Below are 1,344 nucleotides of genomic sequence, written 5' to 3' on the forward strand. Positions count from 1 at the left end.
GGGCCTGTCAGGAATTTTGTGTTTAAGGCATAACATGCTCCCAAGGAGAATTTATGCCTCGCAAACCGAAAGCCCAGCCGGCGGCTCTGCCGGCGATTCCGGCCGAGCTGCTTGAGCAGTTCGGCAACGGTCCGATGACGGCTGAAGCCATCAATGCCGCGACGCTGGCGCTCAAGAAGGCGCTGATCGAACGGGCACTGGGCGGCGAGATGAACCATCATCTCGGCTACCCTCCCGGTGCTGCCAAGCCGGCCAACGCCACGAATCAGCGCAACGGCAAAGGGGCCAAGACGGTTCTGACCGAAGACGGTCCGATCCGTATCGAGGTGCCGCGTGACCGCGACGGCAGCTTCGAACCCATCCTGATTCCCAAGCACGAACGGCGCTTCACGGGCTTCGACGACAAGATCGTCGCCATGTATGCCCGAGGCATGACCGTACGCGAGATCCAAGGCTTCCTGCTGGAACAGTACGGCACTGAGGTCTCGCCCGACTTCATCAGCTCGGTCACCGACGAGGTCATGGCCGAAGTAACCGCCTGGCAGGCCCGGCCGCTCGAGCCAATGTATCCGGTCGTGTTTTTCGACGCACTGCGGGTCAAGATTCGCGAAGACGCCGTCGTGCGCAACAAGGCGGTGTACCTGGCGCTGGGTGTGCTGCCCGACGGCACGCGGGAGATCCTGGGCCTGTGGATCGAGAATACCGAGGGCGCCAAGTTCTGGATGAAGGTGTTCAATGACTTGAAGACGCGCGGCGTTCACGACATCCTGATCGCCGTCACTGACGGACTGAAGGGCATGCCCGAAGCGCTGGCAGCAGCGTTTCCGGCCACGACGCTGCAAACCTGCATCGTCCATTTGATCCGCAACAGCCTCGATTACGCCAGTTGGAAGGACCGCAGAGGACTGGCCGCCGCGATCAAACCGATCTACGCCGCCCCCAGTGCGGAAGCGGCCCAGGCCGAACTCGATGCGTTTGCGGATGGTCCGTGGGGCCAGAAATTCCCGACCGTCAGTAGCGCGTGGCGCAACGCCTGGGATCGCGTGATCCCGTTTTTTGCGTTTCCGCCGGGTGTGCGCAAGATCATCTACACGACGAACGCGATTGAAAATATCAACTCGCAGTTGCGCAAGATCATCAAGACCCGTGGTCACTTCCCGAGCGACGAGGCCGCCACCAAGCTCATCTGGCTGGCCTTGCGCAACATCACCGCAAATTGGGGAAGTGCCGCGCATGACTGGAAGACGGCCATGAACCAATTCGCTATCCTTTATGCAGATCGGTTCGTTCGACCTTCCGTGTAATTGTTCCACTCGCCTTGAACACGGAAATTCTGACACCCCC

The 1,344-nt window shown here is 60.6% G+C and carries 1 protein-coding gene; it reads left to right on the forward strand.

Going from position 1 to position 1,344, the window contains the following annotated elements:
* The first annotated feature begins 53 nt into the window (after positions 1-53).
* Entirely contained in the window at positions 54-1,304 is a 1,251-nt protein-coding gene (locus JMF86_RS34845) for an IS256 family transposase (protein WP_011544984.1), read from the forward strand.
* Positions 1,305-1,344 lie beyond the last annotated feature (40 nt).

The organism is Burkholderia sp. E168m15, from assembly GCF_016586105.1.
Lineage (GTDB): Bacteria > Pseudomonadota > Gammaproteobacteria > Burkholderiales > Burkholderiaceae > Burkholderia > Burkholderia orbicola.